14 protein-coding genes are annotated in these 16577 nt (G+C 59.8%); 12 read left to right on the top strand and 2 right to left on the bottom strand.

The genetic code is table 11. The features are described 5' to 3' along the window. Positions 1-218 precede the first annotated feature (218 nt). The 12 genes from VLY20_07750 to VLY20_07695 all read left to right on the top strand — a co-directional run bounded on the left by VLY20_07750 (position 219) and on the right by VLY20_07695 (position 14778). A complete protein-coding gene (locus tag VLY20_07750; GenBank protein ID HUK56537.1) occupies positions 219-1412 on the top strand; it encodes an aspartate aminotransferase family protein in 1194 nt (397 codons plus the stop codon). Continuing rightward, the gene (argF, locus tag VLY20_07745; protein HUK56536.1) at positions 1409-2332 is read left to right on the top strand and encodes an ornithine carbamoyltransferase; all 924 of its coding nucleotides are present in this window, start codon (positions 1409-1411) and stop codon (positions 2330-2332) included. Before VLY20_07750 ends, argF begins: the two co-directional genes overlap by 4 nt. Before the next feature lie 20 nt (positions 2333-2352). Next, the gene (locus tag VLY20_07740) at positions 2353-2667 is read left to right on the top strand and encodes a hypothetical protein (GenBank protein ID HUK56535.1); all 315 of its coding nucleotides are present in this window, start codon (positions 2353-2355) and stop codon (positions 2665-2667) included. A gap of 25 nt (positions 2668-2692) precedes the next feature. Further along, positions 2693-3292: a hypothetical protein gene (locus VLY20_07735; protein ID HUK56534.1), complete on the top strand. Its 600-nt coding sequence runs from the start codon at positions 2693-2695 to the stop codon at positions 3290-3292. A 47-nt stretch (positions 3293-3339) separates the two neighbouring features. Continuing rightward, a complete protein-coding gene (locus tag VLY20_07730; GenBank protein ID HUK56533.1) occupies positions 3340-4002 on the top strand; it encodes a hypothetical protein in 663 nt (220 codons plus the stop codon). 227 nt (positions 4003-4229) lie between these two features. Beyond that, complete coding sequence (locus VLY20_07725) at positions 4230-5432, top strand: argininosuccinate synthase (GenBank protein HUK56532.1); 1203 nt, start codon at positions 4230-4232, stop codon at positions 5430-5432. 163 nt (positions 5433-5595) lie between these two features. Further along, positions 5596-6981 (top strand): argininosuccinate lyase, encoded by a 1386-nt coding sequence (gene argH, locus VLY20_07720; protein HUK56531.1) that lies wholly within the window; start codon positions 5596-5598, stop codon positions 6979-6981. Between the two features lie 200 nt (positions 6982-7181). Next, the gene (locus tag VLY20_07715) at positions 7182-9116 is read left to right on the top strand and encodes a cobalamin-dependent protein (GenBank protein HUK56530.1); all 1935 of its coding nucleotides are present in this window, start codon (positions 7182-7184) and stop codon (positions 9114-9116) included. Further along, positions 9109-10365 carry a diaminopimelate decarboxylase gene (gene lysA, locus VLY20_07710; protein HUK56529.1) on the top strand — a complete coding sequence of 419 codons (1257 nt, stop codon included), beginning with the start codon at positions 9109-9111 and terminating at the stop codon, positions 10363-10365. The genes VLY20_07715 and lysA overlap by 8 nt, the downstream gene beginning before the upstream one ends. Before the next feature lie 70 nt (positions 10366-10435). Next, positions 10436-11281: a diaminopimelate epimerase gene (dapF, locus tag VLY20_07705; protein ID HUK56528.1), complete on the top strand. Its 846-nt coding sequence runs from the start codon at positions 10436-10438 to the stop codon at positions 11279-11281. A gap of 88 nt (positions 11282-11369) precedes the next feature. Then, a complete protein-coding gene (locus VLY20_07700; GenBank protein HUK56527.1) occupies positions 11370-14051 on the top strand; it encodes a UPF0182 family protein in 2682 nt (893 codons plus the stop codon). 13 nt (positions 14052-14064) lie between these two features. Further along, positions 14065-14778: a ZIP family metal transporter gene (locus VLY20_07695; GenBank protein ID HUK56526.1), complete on the top strand. Its 714-nt coding sequence runs from the start codon at positions 14065-14067 to the stop codon at positions 14776-14778. 26 nt (positions 14779-14804) lie between these two features. Here the strand turns inward: VLY20_07695 and VLY20_07690 are convergent, their stop codons facing one another. Beyond that, a complete protein-coding gene (locus VLY20_07690; protein ID HUK56525.1) occupies positions 14805-16181 on the bottom strand; it encodes an AAA family ATPase in 1377 nt (458 codons plus the stop codon). Between the two features lie 88 nt (positions 16182-16269). Continuing rightward, positions 16270-16577 (bottom strand): SDR family oxidoreductase (locus VLY20_07685; protein HUK56524.1); only part of this gene is annotated, 308 nt, incomplete at its 5' end.

The raw sequence follows: 16577 nt of genomic DNA, 5'->3' as shown, positions 1-16577 counted from the left end.
CCCGGGAGCTGGCCGTTTCCGGTCGGGACAAAGTCACCGTTCGGGCCTACCCGGACTCATCCGCCGGCTTATCTTTCCTGTATAAAAGTTGCATTTCAAGCCCCGTTATGTTATGAATAAAGTTTTCAGATCGTAATTTGCCGACGCACCGGTCGGGTGCCGGACGGCACGAAGCCGCAGGCTTACCTCTCACTTCGCAAAGCAAGGTTATACGCGCCATGGATCATCTGATCGACGAAGCCCATCAGTACCTGATGAACACGTACACGCGCCAGCCGCTGATCATTCATAAAGGCCGCGGAACGCGGGTTTACGATCCCAACGGCAAGGAATATCTCGATTTTGTGGGCGGTGTCGCGGTCAACAATCTGGGCCATTGCCATCCCAATGTCACGGTGGCGTTTCAGAAACAGGCGCAGCGGCTGGTTCATGTCTCAAACCTCTATTATACCGAGCCCCAGGTCAAATTGGCCCGGCTCCTGGTCGAACATTCCTTCGCCGACAAAGTTTTCTTCTGCAACAGCGGAACGGAAGGGATCGAAGCCGCCATCAAACTCGTCCGAAAATTTTCCCACGACAAACATGGGCCGGACCGCTACGAGATTATTACGATGGAGCGGTCTTTTCACGGCCGGACGCTGGCCGCGGTCACCGCGACGGCGCAGCCGAAATACCACCTCGGGTTCGAACCGCTCGTACCGGGATTCCGGTACGTCCCGTACAACGATCTCAAGGCGGTCGCCCAGGCGGTCTCCGACCGGACGGCCGCCGTCCTGGTCGAGCCGGTGCAGGGCGAGGGAGGCGTCCGGATCCCGGACGACGACTACCTCCCCGGCCTGCGAAAATTGTGCGACGAGAAAAACATCCTGCTGATCCTGGACGAAGTCCAGACCGGGATCGGACGGACGGGTCGGCTGTTCGGCTACGAGCATTATGGGATCGAACCGGACGTCATGGTCCTGGCCAAGGGGTTGGGCAGCGGCCTGCCGATCGGCGCGCTGCTGTCCAGGGATTCCGTGGCCCAGGCCTTCACCCCCGGCTCGCATGCCGCCACGTTCGGCGGAAATCCGTTGGTCTGCGCCGCGGCCATCGCGACGCTTGAGGTGCTGTTGGAGGAGGGCTTCGTCCTCGATAACTGTCGCCGGATGGGCGATTACTTTGTTGAACGGCTCAAAGAACTCCAGCACAGGCATTCCTGCATCGCTTCCGTCCGGGGCCTCGGGCTTCTGGTCGGGATGGAGCTCACGATCGACGGGAAACCGATTGTCCAGGACTGTTTGAATGAGGGCCTCCTGATCAATTGCACGATGGACCGCGTGCTGCGCTTCGTCCCGCCCCTGATCATTCTCAAAGAAGAGATCGACCTGCTGATCAACCGGCTGGACGGAATATTAAGAAAGAGAACGGCGTGAAGCCCAAACATCTGCTCAGCCTCCACGACCTCGCCGCGACCGAGCTGACGGGATTACTCGACCGGGCCGACCGGTTGAAGGCGGAACGCCGCGCGGGAAACGGACCGCGGCCGTTGGCGGGAAAGACGCTGGGGCTGTTGTTTGAAAAAGCCTCGACCCGGACGCGCGTCTCGTTTGAAGCGGCCGTCAATCAGCTCGGGGGATCCGCCTTGTTCCTGTCGGCCGGCGAGCTTCAGCTCAAACGCGGCGAGACGGCGGCGGACACCGCCCGGGTCCTGTCCCGGTATCTGGACGCGCTGGTGATCCGGACCTTCGGGCAGGATCATCTGGAAGCCTGGGCGGCCGCGGCGTCCATTCCGATCGTCAACGGCCTGACGGATCTCCATCACCCCTGCCAGGCCTTGGGCGATCTGATGACGATCCGCGAACGGTTCGGAGCGCTCAAAGGATTGAGGCTGGCCTACATCGGCGACGGAAACAACGTGGCCCATTCGCTCATCGAAGGCGCCGCCAAGACCGGGATCGAGATCCGCGTGGCCTGTCCGAAGGGCTACGGCCCCGACCCCCTGATCGTGGAGGCCTCCCGGATCGCGGCCCGTCAAACGGGCGCCCGGATTGAAATGACGGACGACCCCCGAAAGGCCGCGCGGGATGCGGATATTCTTTACACGGACGTCTGGATCAGCATGGGGCAGGAAAAAGAGGCGAAGACGAGGCTGAAGAAATTCAAACCGTACCAGATCAACGACAGGCTGCTTTCGGGTGCCAAACCTTCGGCCGTCGTCATGCACTGCCTTCCGGCCCATCGGGGGATGGAAATCTCATCCGACGTCATGGACGGGAAGCAGTCGATCGTTTGGGACCAGGCGGAAAACCGGCTGCATATCCAGAAGGCGATATTGGAATGGTTACTGGGATAAATATCATTCGAGAACGGTACATGCGCGACGCGCTTCCCGTGCGCCTCGGCGGTCTGGCGGCGAATCTGGCCCGTATCAAGTCGTTCTCCGATCATCCGGATCACCGGGATGTGGTTGCCGGCATGTTAAACGAGAGCAAGTTCTTCATCGAATGGGCCGCCCCGGACGCGGAACCCGATGCCCAGGCCGCATTGGTTGAACTTCAGATTCAGTTGGCCCGTTGGCAGCGTGCCTGGGCCGACATCTGGGCTGATCCGACCCGACGGAAAGCCGTGGCCGATCAGGCTGGCGAATGGTCGAAGCGTATTCTGGAAATGTCGGGGCTGATGCGATAAACCAGGTGAGATTTAGGAAAAAATCATGAAACCTGATGGCAATATCGCTTTCAAGGTTACTTGGGTCTACGGGGAAAAAGGACCTTTTGCAACACCTTGCACACCTAAAGGACGCGAGCATAACATTGCTGAAGAAAAAAAAGTATGGTGTTCACAAAAGACATGCGATTGCTACAAACTTTATTCTCAGGGAAACAAAGACAGACTCGATCTGAATAGAAATGGCTGGCCTTGCTACGATTCTGCTATTTTTGATAAGTGGGGATTTGGCGGCGGCGTTTATCACAATGGGCCCAAAAAGGATCAAGATATTCAAATCAGATATTTCAAGGAAGGTAAACTTGCCTTTTTTACTTCACGGCACCACGATATGAATGAAGCAAATCGAATTATCGTTGGATGTTTCAGAATTGCTGGCTACCAATATGACTCTGACTTTGACCACAAGATGCTCGTTGCCGGAGACTTAAAATTGCGAGTGAAGGATTTTAATCAAGGACCACGCTACTGGAAATTTCATAAGCAACGTGGTGGCCCACGGTGGGGAACGGGTCTTTTTCGTTATATTCCGGACACTGAAGCACAGGCCATGCTAAAGGCTCTTGAAAAAGTAATACAACAGTAGATGCGCTTGCTCTGAATTTTAACAGATTAGGCAAAGCAATAAATAAAATGGACAGAGAGAAAGCCAAAAAACTTTACCAGAAAGCACTCCATTACATAAAAGAGGCAAAACCTGATGAATTGAATTGGGTAAAACAAATTTCCGGAGCAACACTTGATGGTATTACGACCAAAGAATTTTTAACTGAATACTGTTGGGTCGTCTATTGTTCGGGATTTCGAGTAAAGGTAATCCAAAATAAATTTGGTTCACTAAAGAAATCATTTAGGAATTTCGATTCGAGAAAACTTTATGGCATGCGATCTTTAAATGCTCCTCTTATGGTGTTTAATAATGAAAAGAAGGCCTCCTGCTTTTTAAGAGGAGCAAAAATGGTCTATGAAGAGGGCTTCCCAAATTTTAAACGAAGGCTTAAAAAAGAGGGAATGGACGCTCTATCAGAACTACCTGGAATAGGCGAGATTACCAAGAAGCATTTGGCAAGAAATATTGGATTACTAGATACGGCAAAGGATGATATCTGGCTACGTAGAGTAGCCAAACATCTAAACGCATCCGGCACGCAAGAACTCTCAAACTACCTTTCCAAAAACTGTTCAGAAAAAAGAGGTGTTGTAGATTTGGTAATATGGCGTTTCTGTTCAGACAAAGGCTGGAAAGAATACAACGCAACGTCGTTGAGCGATTTCATACAAAACCTCGATGCTTGAAAAAATGGAATAATCTAAATTGAACACTCCGAAACCCGTTTCAGGAAATAAACCATTTGTCTTCCGCCTCACGAGGGAAAAGCTTGAGGAATCCCGAGGCATGTCGCCCGCGGCGAGGCTTCGGTGGCTTGAAGAAGCTAATTGTTTTGTTCGAAAACTGACAAGCCCGGCGCAACTCGCGCGTTGGGAAAAAATATCAGGCCGCAAGAACGGTTGAGTCTTATTCGATGACCGCAAAAATCAAAAAAGTCGTTCTCGCCTACTCCGGGGGGCTTGACACCTCGGTCGCGATCCACTGGCTCAAGGCCACCTACCGTTGCGAGGTGATCGCCTTCTGCGCCGACCTGGGACAGGGCGAGGATCTGGAGGCGGTCCGGGAAAAGGCCCTGGCGACCGGCGCAAGCAAGGTTTATACGGAAGACCTGCGGGAGATCTTCGCGAAGGATTACCTCTTCCCGATGCTCCGGGCCAACGCCGTTTATGAAGGCGGGTACCTGCTCGGAACCTCCATCGCCCGCCCGCTGATCGCCAAGGCTCAGATGGAGGTGGCCCGACGCGAGAAAGCCGACGCCGTCGCGCACGGAGCCACGGGCAAGGGCAACGACCAGGTCCGCTTCGAACTGGCCTATCTGTCGATCGATCCGCAGATTCGAATCATCGCCCCGTGGCGCGAATGGATGCTGGACTCGCGGCAGTCGCTGATCGACTACGCCCGGAAATACAAGATTCCGGTCGCGGCCACAAAGGCCAAGCCCTACAGCATGGACCGGAACCTCTTCCATATCAGTTACGAGGGCGGGATCCTGGAAGATCCGTGGGCCGAGCCGCCGGAGGAGATGTTTCAGCTCACGGTCTCGCCGCAAAAGGCGCCGGACCGTCACGAAACGATCGAGATCGCGTACGAAGGCGGCAATCCCATCGCCATCAACGGGAAGAAGTTCTCCCCGTCCGGTTTGATCACGCGGTTGAACGAACGGGGCGGGCATCACGGCATCGGCCGGGTCGATCTGGTCGAAAACCGCTACGTCGGGATCAAATCGCGCGGGGTGTACGAAACCCCGGGCGGCGCCATCCTACAGACCGCACACCGGGCGATCGAATCGATCACGATGGATCGCGAGGTCATGCATCTGCGCGATTCCCTGATCCCCCGATACGCCGAATCGGTTTACAACGGCTACTGGTTCTCGCCGGAGCGGGAGATGCTCCAGCAGGCGATGGACGCCGCGCAGAAGAACGTGGGCGGGATTGCCCGGCTGATCCTGTACAAGGGAAACTGCACGATCGCCGGCCGGAAATCGGACCGGTCGCTTTACGATCCGGAACTGGCGACCTTCGAGACCGATACGGTCTATAACCAGCGCCTGGCCGAAGGTTTTATCCGGCTGAATGCGCTTCGATTGCAGCAACGGGTGAAGAAAGTGAAATAGCATAAGCGGGTGGCCGGAGGCGGGGCGCCCCATCCGCCCGCAACGGAAATCCCCGCCCAGCGGGGATGCAAGGTCACACCGGAAAGATAAACGGAGTGAGGACGGATGGGCTGCCGCAGGACAGGACCCGCTTATTCAAAGATTATCATAAGTAACGTTGAAGATGAAAAAACAAACCAAAAATAAAAAAATGTGGTCAGGACGGTTCACGGAAGAGACGCACCGGCGCGTCGAGGCCTTCACCAGCTCTCTTCCGTTCGACCGGCGGCTGTTCCGGCAGGACATCGCAGGGAGCATCGCCTGGACCCGCGCCCTGTCCCAAGCCAAGGTTTTGACGAAGGACGAGGCGGACAAAATCACGGAAGGGCTGAAGGGCGTCCGGGAAGCCATCGAGGAGGGCCGGGCCTCTTTTTCCGAACAGGACGAAGACATCCATATGGCGGTGGAACGATTGCTGACCGAGAAGATCGGCGAACTGGGAGGAAAACTCCACACCGGCCGGAGCCGAAACGACCAGGTGGTCCTGGACCTGCGGCTCTACCTGCGGGACGAGATCAAGAGGATCATCGAGGCGATCAAGGACCTGCAGGACGTTTTTGTGGACAAAGCCAAGAGCCATGTCGACGTCATCCTTCCCGGCTACACCCATCTTCAGAAGGCCCAGCCGATCCGCTACGCCCATTACCTTCTGGCCTACTACGAAATGCTGGAGCGCGACCGGCAGCGTTTCCTGGACGGCTTTCAACGTGTCAACGTCATGCCGCTCGGCTCCGGGGCCTTGGCCGGAACGAACTACCCGATCAACCGCGAAGCGTTGGCCGGAGAGCTGGGATTTCCGTCCGTCACGGAAAACAGCCTGGACGCCGTAAGCGACCGGGACGGCGCGATCGAGTTTCTGGCCGCGGCGTGCATCCTGATGATGCATCTGTCGCGGTTCTGCGAAGAACTGGTGTTGTGGTCCACGGATGAATTTGGTTTTTTGGACCTGCCCGACGCCTTTTGTACCGGAAGCAGCCTCATGCCGCAGAAGAAGAACCCGGATGTGCCCGAGTTGATTCGGGGCAAGACCGGCCGCGTTTACGGCCATCTGATGGCGTTGCTGACGGTCATGAAGGGCCTCCCGCTGGCCTACAACCGGGACCTCCAGGAGGACAAAGAGGCTGTATTCGACTCGGTCGACACCGTGAAGGCCAGCCTGTCGATCCTGACCGAAATGATCCAAGGGGTCGCGGTTCGGCGAAAGGCCGCGGCAAAGGCGGCCGAAACCGGTTTCCTTCTCGCGACCGAGGCGGCCGACTACCTGGTCGAAAAGGGCCTGCCCTTTCGACAGGCCCATGACGTGGTCGGCCGGATCGTCCGCTACGGCCTGGATCAAGGGCGGGATTTGAAGCAGCTTTCCTTGAAGGAATTCCAAAAATTTTCGGGCCTTTTTCAGAAAGACATCATCGGCTATCTCGATCTGGAGGCTTCCGTGGAGAGAAAGCAACAAACAGGCGCGACCGCCAAGAAGCGGATCATGGAACGGATCCGCCGGATCAAGGGCAAGTAGATGCGCTTGAAATGGCTACAGCGGTTTTCCCGTGTTTTGGCGATCCCGCTTATTTTGGTGTTGTTTTTTTCCGCCGGATGTGGTAGAAAAGGGGCTCTTATCGCTCCGGAAGACGTCCATTCAAAGGAGCATCCCAGGCCCCAAGGCAACGAACCGGCAGACCCCGGCCCGCAACCCGGGTCACATTGAGGTGATTTATCATGGCACTGATCCAATTAGAATCGGCCAAGAAGACCAAGAACTTGCTGCTCCTGATCGATCCCTATCCGGAAGACAATCCCTACCGGATCAGCGCCAAGGAGATGCAGGCGATCTGGTTTCCAAAATTGTCGCTGCCCGTCATCGCGTCCCGGACTCCCAAAACCTGGGATGTCCGGATCGTGGACGAGAGCCGCGCGGTCGTCCGGAAGGACATGGTCGACGCGATGATCCGGGAGCGGGGGGCCGAGAACCTCCTCGTGGGGATCTCAACCCAGATGACCTGCTATACCCCCCGGGCCTACGAGATCGCGGATCAATTCCGCGCGCGGGGCGTCAAGGTCTGCATGGGGGGAACCCATGCCACGTATTTGCCGGACGAGGCCAAGCTTCACGCCGACGCGGTCGTGAAGTTCGAGGCCGACGAGATCTGGCACCGGGTCGTTGCGGACTTTGAGCGCGGCGCGCTCCAACCGTTCTATGAAATGGGCGACTATCCGACGATGGAGAACTACGTCCATCCCCGGATCGACCTCCTTCCGAGCGGTTGCTACATGACGAACCAATGTCTCCAAACCACACGCGGCTGCCATTTCGACTGCGAGTTCTGCAGCGTGTCCCCCTTCAACGGGAAGAGTTCCCGCCGGCGGTCGATCGACGACATCATCGCCGAAATCCAGCGGATCAAGGAGTGGCGCCGAAACCAGCTGGTGGAAAAGATGATCCGGGGACCCGTCTGGCACCGGATCGGAACCGGCCTTCGGATCCTGACCGGGATCGAGGACGGAACGATCTTCGCCTTCGTGGACGACCTCCACAACTCGAACCGCGATTATTGCAAAAAACTCTGGACCGCGCTAAAAGAGATGAATATCAAATGGGGGGCCCAGTGCACCCTGTTCCTGGGGAACGATCCGGACATGGTAAAGCTGGCGGCCGACAGCGGCTGCGTCTCGATGTTCGTCGGGATGGAATCGATCAATCAGGACGTTCTGACCGAGATGAACAAGGGGTTCAACCAGGACAAGCGCTACGAGGACCAGATCCAGTGCTTCCATGATCACGGCATCATGGTGAACCCCGGGATCATCTTCGGAGCGGACGCGGACGACGACTCGGTCTTCGAGAATACGGTCGAGTTTCTGATCAAATGCCGCGTGGAACTGGCCTACATCAATATCTCGACCCCGCTTCCGGGGACGGCGCTGTTCGAGCGCCTGAAAACCGAGGGCCGCATCTTCGACTGGGACTGGTCCAAATACGACGGGAAGCACGTCGTCTATTACCCCAAACGGATGACCCCGGAGGTTTTGCAGGAAGGCTTCTTCTGGGCCAACCGCCAGTTCTTTTCGATCTCCTCGATCGCCACCCGTATGTCCTCCACGAGCCAACGGTTCGCCGCGCGCTGGGTCATGAATTGGCGGTTCCGGCAGCTCATCCGGCGGACCTGTCCCGCGGGCCAGTTGTCTCCGCTGGCCAAGACCTTGAAGAAGCTCCATGTGGAGCTTCCCTCGATCGACACGGGCCATCTGATTCCGAACGCCTTGGGCGCCGTGAAGACATCGGTCAAAGAGGCGACCACCCAGATCGACCGCTTCCTCAAAATGAAGGTGAAGAAGCACGAGGGGTTGACCACCCTGTTGATCGAGTTGGAAGGCACCCTGGACCGCTTCAACGTCACCGAGGTCAAGAAACGGATCCTGCGGGCGGCCAACAAGGCGAAAATGGACATCGTGATTAATTTCGAACATCTCAAGTACGCCGCGCCAGAGGCGATCTCAACGCTGCTGGACTGGCGTCCGCTCAAGCATCTGGCCCCCGCGGTGCGGGTCAAAGTGATGAATCTGAAAAACTCCTTCCGGGAGACGGTGGACCATCTTGCATTGTCGGGACGAGAGATCTCGAAGGAGGATCTGTCGAAGCCCAACTATGCATGAGTTTCGGTACCGCCAGAACGAGCTCTACTGCGAGGATCTCCCCGTCAAGACCATCGCCAAGGAAGTCGGCACGCCGTTTTATTTATACAGCGCCAAGACCCTCTTAAATCACTACCGGGCCTACGACGCGGCCTTCGCTTCGATCCCGCACCTCATCACCTTCGCGATGAAGGCCAACTCCAATCTGGCGATCCTGCGGCTGTTCGCCCGGGAGGGCGGCGGCGCGGACATCGTCTCGTCCGGGGAATTGTACCGGGCCCTTCGGGCCGGGGTGGATCCCCAGAAGATCAATTTTGCCGGCGTCGGAAAAACGGCCGAGGAGATCCGCTACGCCCTCGAGTCGAACATCCTGATGTTCAACGTCGAGTCCTCCCAGGAGCTCCGGAAGATCGACGAGGTGGCGGGACGGATGACAATGAAGGCCCGGGTGGCCTTGAGGGTCAACCCCAACGTGGACCCGAAAACGCATCCCTACATCTCGACCGGCCTCAAGAAACACAAATTCGGGATCAGCATCGACAAGGCCCTGGAGGAGTACAAGCTCGCCGCCACCCTCAAACACATCGAGGTGGTCGGGATTCACAAACACATCGGATCGCAGTTGACCGAGACCGCCCCGTATGTCGACGCCCTTCAGCGGCTCCTGGCCCTGGTGGAGGAACTCAAGCGGATCGGGATACAGATCCGGTACGTGAACATCGGGGGAGGGTTGGGCATTACGTATGATCACGAAACTCCGCCGCAACCCAAGGACCTGGCCCGCGCGATCGGACCGCTCGTGAAGGACCTCAAATGCGTCCTGATCATGGAGCCGGGCCGGGCGCTGGTCGGAAACGCCGGCATCCTGGTCACCAAGGTCCTTTACACCAAGGAAGGGGACGGCAAGAAGTTCGTAATTGTGGACGCCGCCATGAACGATCTCATCCGTCCCAGCCTCTACGGCGCGTTTCATCAGATCCAGCCGGTGACTCTCCGGGGACGGAACTCGATCACGGCCGACGTGGTGGGGCCGATCTGCGAGTCGGCCGATTTCCTGGCCAAGGGCCGCGAGATGGAGGAATGCCTCCCGGAGGAATACCTGGCCGTCATGAGCGCCGGCGCGTACGGGTTCGCCATGGCCTCGAATTACAATGCCCGCCCCCGGACCCCCGAGATTCTGGTCAACGGGGACCGCTATCATATCGTGCGGGAGCGCGAGACGCACGCCGATCTGATCAAGGGCGAGCACATCCCGGATTTTTTGAAATAATATTAGAAAATCTTTGGGGTCCTATGCGGCGGGCGGCCGAAGGACAGGACCCGCCGAACGGATGCAGCATATGAAAAAGATTCCCTTTTGGAAAATGAGCGGCAGCGGAAACGACTTCATCCTGGTCGACAACCGCCGCGGCGCGTTGGGCGCGTTCAAGGGCCGGCGGATCAACCGCTTCGCCGCGACGGTCTGCACGCACCGCCTCTCGGTCGGCGGCGACGGCCTGATCCTGATCGAACGGCCCGCGCATCCCCGGCAGGCCCATTTCCGCTGGCGGCTGTTCAACGCCGACGGGACCGAGGCCGAGCTATCCGGCAACGGCGGGCGCTGCGCCGCGCGGTTCGCGTATCTCCGCAAGATCGCGCCGGCCAAGATGGTTTTCGAGACGCTGGCCGGGCCGATCCGGGCCGAAATCCGCGGGACGAACGTCAAGATCCAGATGCCGACGCCGCAGTCGCTCCGGTTGGATATCAAGATCCCGGTTCGGGACAAAACCTATGTCGGCCATTTTCTCAACACCGGCGTCCCCCATACCGTCCTGCTCGTGGACGATCCCGCCACGGCCGCGGTGGTCGAACTGGGGAGGGCGATCCGCCATCATGAGCTGTTCCGGCCGGCCGGCACCAACGTCAACTTTGCGACGGTTCAAACGCCGCGCCTCGCCCGGATGCGGACGTACGAGCGGGGCGTCGAGGACGAAACGCTCGCCTGCGGGACCGGCGCCGTGGCGACGGCCCTGATCGCCGGAGCGATGGGTCGGGGCGCTTCCCCCATGACCCTTCGACAGCAGAGCGGGATGGCCCTCCGCGTTCACTATCGCTGGGACGGGAGGCAGTTCTCCGATGTTTTTCTGGAAGGCGATGCCCGCGTGGTTTATACCGGAGAGATGGGTGATGAAACCCTGTTTACGTAGGGGCGTATTGCAATACGCCCCTACAGGCCACAGGCCGTCCCAGTTCCTGCGGTCTTTCATACCCAATTTTTAACCGACCGGTCGTCTCATGATCCGATTCTGGGCCCTGATCCTCGTCGCCTTCATCGCGCTGCTCCTGTCGGGCAACCTGGTCTCCCTTTATACCGACTGGCTCTGGTTCATCGAGATCGGACACCTTCCGGTCCTGATCACCGGCCTCACGGCCGAGATCAAGCTGGGTCTGGCGTTCGGCGTCCTGTTTTTCATCGTATTGTACCTCAACCTCCTCGTCGCCCATCGTCAGCCGGTCGGCAACCGATGGCCGCGGCCGCCGGAATGGGTCGACCTGGCCGTCCGCACCCAGATCGACCCTCAAATCGCCAGGGGGATCCCGGTCCTGTCGATCGTGGCGGCTTTCTTCGGCGGACTGAACGCGTCCTCTCAATGGCCGGCCTTTCTGCTTGCAAACAACGCCTCCGGCTTCGGAATGTCCGATCCGGTCTTCGGAAACGATTTCGGCTTCTACGTCTTCAAGCTGCCCTTTTTGAGTTTCGCGCAGGGCTGGCTGACGGGCACGCTGATTCTCGTCACGATTCTCACGGCGCTGCTCTACGTTTATCACGGCGGCCTCGGGATCGGTCCGAGGGGGCTTTTGATCGACGGGAAGACGAAGCGCCATTTGACGGGACTGATCGGAGTGATCCTGGCGGTCAAGGCGGCCGGATACCGGCTGTCGGCTTATGAGCTTCTCTCCACGACCCGCGGGGTGGTCACGGGAGCGGTTTACTCCGATGTCCACGCCCGCCTCCCGGCGCTCAACGCTCTGACCGGACTGGCCCTGATCGCGGCGCTGGCCGTCGTCGTCGGGGGTTACGCGCGGGGCTGGCGCCTCCCGGTCGCCGCGATCGTCGGCCTGTTCGCGGTCCAGGTCCTGGGCGTCTCGGTCTATCCCGAACTGCTCCACCGGTTCCGGGTGCTGCCGAACGAGATCGTCTTCGAGCGTCCGTACATCCAGGAAAACATCAAGTCCACCCGCTACGCCTTCGGGCTGAACAACATCGAAGAGCAGGAATTCCCCGCGGAGGAGAATCTCACGCTTCAGGACCTGTCGAGGAACGACGCCACGATCAAGAACGTCCGGCTGTGGGACCACCGGCCGCTGCTTTCCACCTACCGGCAGCTCCAGCAGATCCGGACCTACTACGACTTCGTCGGCGTGGACAACGACCGGTACGGGATCGACGGGGAATACCGGCAGGTGATGCTCTCCCCGCGCGAGCTTTCGTCCCGGAACCTCCCCGGCGGCGCCAACTGGATCAACGAGCATCTCACCTACACGCACGGCTACGGGGTGGCCATGGGCCCCGTGAACCGGATCTCGAAGGAGGGTCTCCCCGAATTCATGATCAAGGACATCCCTCCCGTCTCGACCGTCCCGCTGAAAATCACCCGGCCCGAGATCTACTACGGCGAGCTGACGAACAGCTACGTGTTCGCGAAGACCAAGTCGCTGGAGTTCGACTATCCCTTGGGGGATAAAAACGAGTACACGGTCTACGACGGAAAGGGCGGCGTCCCGGTCGCCTCCCTGGGGCGGAAGATTTTGTTCTCGCTCGCCTTCGGCTCGATGAAAATACTGCTCTCGAACGACATCACCCCGGAGAGCCGGATCCTGTATTATCGAAACATCCTCGACCGCGTCCGCCGCCTGGCGCCTTTCTTAAGCTACGACCACGACCCCTACATGGTCATCACGCGGGAAGGCCGGCTGGTCTGGATCGTGGACGGGTACACCACGACGGACCGGATTCCCTATTCCTATCAATTGCAGGGCCTCGGCAATTACGTCCGGAACTCGGTCAAGGGGGTGGTCGACGCCTACGACGGCACCGTCACGCTCTATATCAACGATCCCGCCGATCCGGTGATCCGGACCTACGCCGACATCTTCCCGGGGCTCTTCAGGCCCCTGGAGGAAATGCCGGACGACCTCCGGGCCCATCTCCGTTACCCCGAGGACCTCTTCAGCGTCCAGGCCCGTCTCTATGCCACGTACCACATGCAGGACCCGCAGATTTTTTACAACCGCGAAGACCTCTGGAACATCCCGTCCCAGGGCGATCAGGACATGGAACCTTACTATACGATCATGAAGCTTCCCAGGGAGACCAAGGAGGAGTTCATCCTGATGATCCCCTACACCCCGGCGAACCGGGACAACATGGCGGCCTGGATTGCCGCGCGGGCCGACGCCCCCCATTACGGGAAGCTGATCGTCTACGTCTTTCCCAAGCAGAAGCTGATCTACGGCCCGCGTCAGATCGAGGCCCGCGTCGATCAGGACGGCTACATCTCCCAGCAGATCTCGTTGTGGAACCAGCGGGGCTCCCAGGTCATCCGCGGCAGCCTGCTGGTGATCCCGATCGAAAACTCGCTGCTCTACATCGAGCCGCTCTATCTCTCGGCCGAGGCCGGGTCGCTTCCGGAGCTCCGGCGGGTGATCGTCGCGTACGGCAATCAGCTTTCGATGCAGGAGAACCTCGAGAGCGCGCTGGCCGCGATCTTCGGAAGCCATCCGGCGATCGCCGCGCCGTCCGAGCAGGCGCCCCCGGCGCCGTCGACGGGGAGCGCGAGGGACCGGATCCGCTCGGCGCTTTCCCATTTTGAGCGGGCCGAGGAGCTGCTCCGTCAGGGGGATTGGGCCGGCTTCGGAAAAGAGTTGAAGGAGACCGGGGCGATCTTGAAAGACCTGGCGCGGGAGGGAAAATGACGTCCCGACTTCCATGGTTGTATTAATCGGCATCGCCACTTTTTTCTCGACGCTGTTGGGCGGCCTCTTCGCGCTCCGGCTCAAAGACCGCCTCCACCTCATTCTGGGGTTCAGCGCCGGGGCGATCATCGGCGTGGCATTCTTCGACCTCATGCCCGAGGCGCTCGAGATCGGAACCCGAAATCACTCCCCCTTCACGATCACGACGGTCATCGCCGCCGGTTTCCTGGCCTACCTGGTTCTCGATCGGGCCGTGATCCTGCACGGCCATCATGAGGAGAAGGATCAACTTCGCCGAGGGAGTCTCGGCGCGGGCAGCCTTTCCATCCACAGTTTTCTGGACGGCGCGGGCATCGGTCTCGCGTTCAAAGTCTCGGCCGGGCTGGGCGCCGTCGTCGCGCTGGCCGTCCTGACCCACGACTTTTCGGACGGGATCAACACGGTCAATTTTATTTTGAAGAATAAAGGGGAAAGGATCCGGGCGTTCCGCTGGCTGCTGGTCGACGCGCTCGCCCCCGTTGCCGGCGTCGTCTCCACGTTTTTCTTTACCCTCGAGGAGGAGACGCTCGGCCTGCTTTTCGCCCTCTTTTCGGGTTTTTTCCTGTACATCGGCGCGAGCGATTTGCTGCCCGAAAGTCATCACGCCCATCCGGTGAGGTGGACGACCTTCATGACCGTGGCGGGCATGGGGGTTCTTTATCTCGTGACCCGGCTGGCCGGCATCTGACCCGGATGCTCCCGGCCGGTCCGGGCTCAAAGCGTCATGGGGTTCTTCCGTCCGGCGCCGGATCGCGCCGGGCCCTTCCGGTCTTTCCGCGTCTTGGACTTCCCCGGCGCTTCGAAGTATGGCCGCGGCACGTACTTCCGGGCCCGGTCGGCCAGTCCGTTGTAGAACCGGGTCACCAAGGGCTCGGCGCGGATGGAGGACCGGCTCCATCGCTCGATCAGGAGGCCGGAAGAGGAGCGCACGCGGCTCAGCGCCACGTAGGCCTGTCCCGGTTCCCAGAGGGCCGCAAGATCGACGATCATCCGGTCCAGCGAGGCGCCCTGCGCCTTGTGGATGGTGGCGGCCCAGGCCAGCATCACGGGAAAATTCCAGGCGGAGGCCACTTCACGCCCGTCTCCGTCGAGGCACGAGAACTTCTCCTTCCCGAGGAGGATCTCCTCTCCCATCAGCAGACGGACCTCCAACGCGTCCTCCGCCATCCGCCCCACATGCCCGAGGCTGCCGTTGACCCAGCGGAGCCGTCCGGAAACGTCGTTCTTTCGCATCATGACCAGGGCTCCTTCCTTGAGAAGAAGCGCATCCGGAATGGGGACGACCCGCCGCGCGGTTTCGAAATAGCGCTCGTCGCCGACATACCGGGTCGGGAAGATGCGGGCCGGACGGGGAAGCGCGGCGAGTCGGCGGCGGTTGTATTCCTCGGCCTGCGCCCGATGCGGGAACAACCGCGCGCCCTCCTCGTGCTCCGAGGACGGCGCCGTGCGTTGATCGAGGAAGCGCAGAACCTCGTCGTTCACGGTGCCTTCGCGGACGAAGTTGAGCACGGCGAGAAAATTCACGTCCTGCGTGCGCACGACGGTCGTGAGGAGCGCCGGCTGGAAATCGCTCTCCGGCCAGACGGGATGCAAAAAAGCCCAGTCCTTGCTCCGACCGTCGGGTGTTACGGGAGGGAGCTGCGCGAAGTCCCCGACGGCGATCACCCGGAGGCCCCCCCAGGGCGCGTCCAGGCCCCGGGCGCCGCGCGCGACGGTCTCCGCCGCCTTCATCGCGGCGCCGGAAAGCATCGACACCTCGTCGATGACGATGCAGCAGGCCCGTTGAAGCCGGCCGACGACCTTGCGGGTCCGGAGCGCGCGGGCCGCCGCCGCGTCCGGTCCCCCCTCGAGAATGCCCAATCCGAAGAAACTATGGAAGGTCCTCCCGCCGATGAGAACCGCCGCGGCGCCCGTGCTGGCGACAACCGGGAAATCCTGCGCGGACTTCCCGATGAGGTAGCGGTCGAGCAGATAGCTTTTGCCCGTGCCGGCGGCTCCGGTGAGAAAAACATTCCCCTGCCGCTCCAGCAGATCGAGCGCCCTCTTCTGGCAGAGGGTCAGACCGGCTTTTTGGGATCGGTTTTTTTTCATGGAACCCTGCACCCCATCGTTCAGCGCAGTCTTTGACGTCACTGTCATTTCAATCTTTATTATCCATCCCTATTTCTAAAACGTCGGATCAGGCAAAGGCGCGGGCGTCGATCACGGCGCCGTTCTTCGCGCCCTCCACGCTTTCCGCATACGCCCTGGCCACCGCGGCCGCCGGCATCCCGGGTGCGGGATCCATGCCCAGCGCCACGAGCGTTTCCTTGACCCACGGAGGGCTGACCGCGTTGACGCGAACGCCGCGCGGCAGCTCCAGGGCCGCCGCGCGGACGAAGCCTTCGATCCCGGCATTCACGGGACTGATCGCCGCGCTTCCCGGCATGGGTTCAAGGCTCAAAATGCCGCTGGTCAGCGTGAACGATCCCCCTTTCGAAATCTGAG

The sequence above is a fragment of the Nitrospiria bacterium genome (genome assembly GCA_035517655.1).
GTDB lineage: Bacteria > Nitrospirota > Nitrospiria > JACQBZ01 > JACQBZ01 > JACQBZ01.
This window is presented reverse-complemented; position numbering and strand designations above follow the sequence as displayed.

Coding starts and splice junctions, on each gene's coding strand:
- VLY20_07730 (HUK56533.1), top strand. CDS start 3,340: ATGGACAGAGAGAAAGCCAAAAAACTTTACCAGAAAGCACTCCATTAC.
- VLY20_07715 (HUK56530.1), top strand. CDS start 7,182: ATGGCACTGATCCAATTAGAATCGGCCAAGAAGACCAAGAACTTGCTG.
- VLY20_07725 (HUK56532.1), top strand. CDS start 4,230: ATGACCGCAAAAATCAAAAAAGTCGTTCTCGCCTACTCCGGGGGGCTT.
- VLY20_07750 (HUK56537.1), top strand. CDS start 219: ATGGATCATCTGATCGACGAAGCCCATCAGTACCTGATGAACACGTAC.
- lysA (HUK56529.1), top strand. CDS start 9,109: ATGCATGAGTTTCGGTACCGCCAGAACGAGCTCTACTGCGAGGATCTC.
- VLY20_07695 (HUK56526.1), top strand. CDS start 14,065: ATGGTTGTATTAATCGGCATCGCCACTTTTTTCTCGACGCTGTTGGGC.
- argH (HUK56531.1), top strand. CDS start 5,596: ATGAAAAAACAAACCAAAAATAAAAAAATGTGGTCAGGACGGTTCACG.
- VLY20_07740 (HUK56535.1), top strand. CDS start 2,353: ATGCGCGACGCGCTTCCCGTGCGCCTCGGCGGTCTGGCGGCGAATCTG.
- VLY20_07700 (HUK56527.1), top strand. CDS start 11,370: ATGATCCGATTCTGGGCCCTGATCCTCGTCGCCTTCATCGCGCTGCTC.
- VLY20_07735 (HUK56534.1), top strand. CDS start 2,693: ATGAAACCTGATGGCAATATCGCTTTCAAGGTTACTTGGGTCTACGGG.
- VLY20_07690 (HUK56525.1), bottom strand. CDS start 16,181: ATGAAAAAAAACCGATCCCAAAAAGCCGGTCTGACCCTCTGCCAGAAG.
- dapF (HUK56528.1), top strand. CDS start 10,436: ATGAAAAAGATTCCCTTTTGGAAAATGAGCGGCAGCGGAAACGACTTC.